Source organism: Komagataeibacter oboediens, assembly GCF_003207815.1.
Lineage (GTDB): Bacteria > Pseudomonadota > Alphaproteobacteria > Acetobacterales > Acetobacteraceae > Komagataeibacter > Komagataeibacter oboediens.
Map to the genome: position 1 here is coordinate 1 of NZ_NKTX01000197.1, position 1209 is coordinate 1209.

At 61.8% G+C, this 1209-nt stretch carries 1 protein-coding gene; it reads left to right on the plus strand.

Translation table 11 applies throughout. The features are described from left to right. The first annotated feature begins 209 nt into the window (after positions 1-209). Complete coding sequence (locus CFR80_RS18240) at positions 210-1190, plus strand: IS110 family RNA-guided transposase (RefSeq protein ID WP_051671983.1); 981 nt, start codon at positions 210-212, stop codon at positions 1188-1190. The last annotated feature ends 19 nt before the right edge of the window (positions 1191-1209 follow it).

Here is a 1209-nt window from a genome sequence, read left to right on the forward strand (position 1 = left end):
GGCTTGTCTTATGCATTCCGTGTCGCTGCGTGCGACAAAGGACTGATTTTTCCGGGGTGGCCACCCCGGAAAAATCAGGAAGGGGACGGGTCGGCAACAGGCAGACCGTAATGGGTCGTCTTGAGAGTATGACCACCCCTTCTTTTCCTTGTGCCCTGAACGGATACCCGAGGTTCGGCCTCGGATGACAAGCATAGGACATGGAAAAGATGACGCATCCAGTTGCGGCTTCCAAGGCCGAATTGCCACCCGCATCGATCACAATCGGGATCGATGTATCCAAGGATCATCTCGACGCTGCCCGTCACCCCGGCGGTGATACCGTCCGTGTCGCCAACACCCGCAAGGGCCAGACCGCACTTCTGCGCTGGATCGGCGACATCAAAGCCGTTGCCCGGGTGGTGTTCGAGCCAACCGGCCCCTATCACCGCACACTGGAGGAACGCCTGGCGGCCGTTGGTATCCCGCAGGTCAAGGTTAATCCACGACAGGCGCGGCGTTTCGCCGAAGCCACCGGCAAACTCGCGAAGACAGATCGCGTCGATGCGTTGATGCTGGCGCGCTACGGTGCCCTGCTGGATCCGGTGACGCGGCCAGTCCGCACGGATATACAGAACCGCCTGGCCGAACTGGTGGCCGCGCGCCGCAGTTTGATGCGAGACCGCACGGCAACGCTCAATCGTCTCAAGACCCTCACGATCGGCTTGCTGCAGCGCCACGCGCGTCATCGCCTGCGGCAGATCGAGGCGCAGGTCACATCCCTCGATGCGGCGACTGACGCGCTCGTGGCGGAAGATGCGCATCTGTCCCGGCGCCGGGACGTGCTGGCCAGTATTCCGGGACTGGGAACGGTCACGGCTCATGCGCTTCTGGCCGACATGCCCGAACTCGGCATGATGGAAGAAGGTCAGGCAGCCTCACTGGCCGGGCTGGCACCCATCACGCGCCAGTCCGGCACATGGCGAGGCCGCAGCTTCATCCAGGGTGGTCGTGCCACCGTGCGGCAAGCGCTCTACATGCCGGCCATCGTCGCCATGCGGTTCAACCCAGACCTCAAGCGTGTTTACGACCGCCTTATCGCAAAGGGAAAACACGCCAAGATCGCCATTACCGCAATCATGCGAAAGCTCGTTGTCCTCGCAAACGCCCTGCTTCACAAAGATCGGCTTTGGACGCCAAAAGCCGCTTGACCACAACGGATACTCTTAG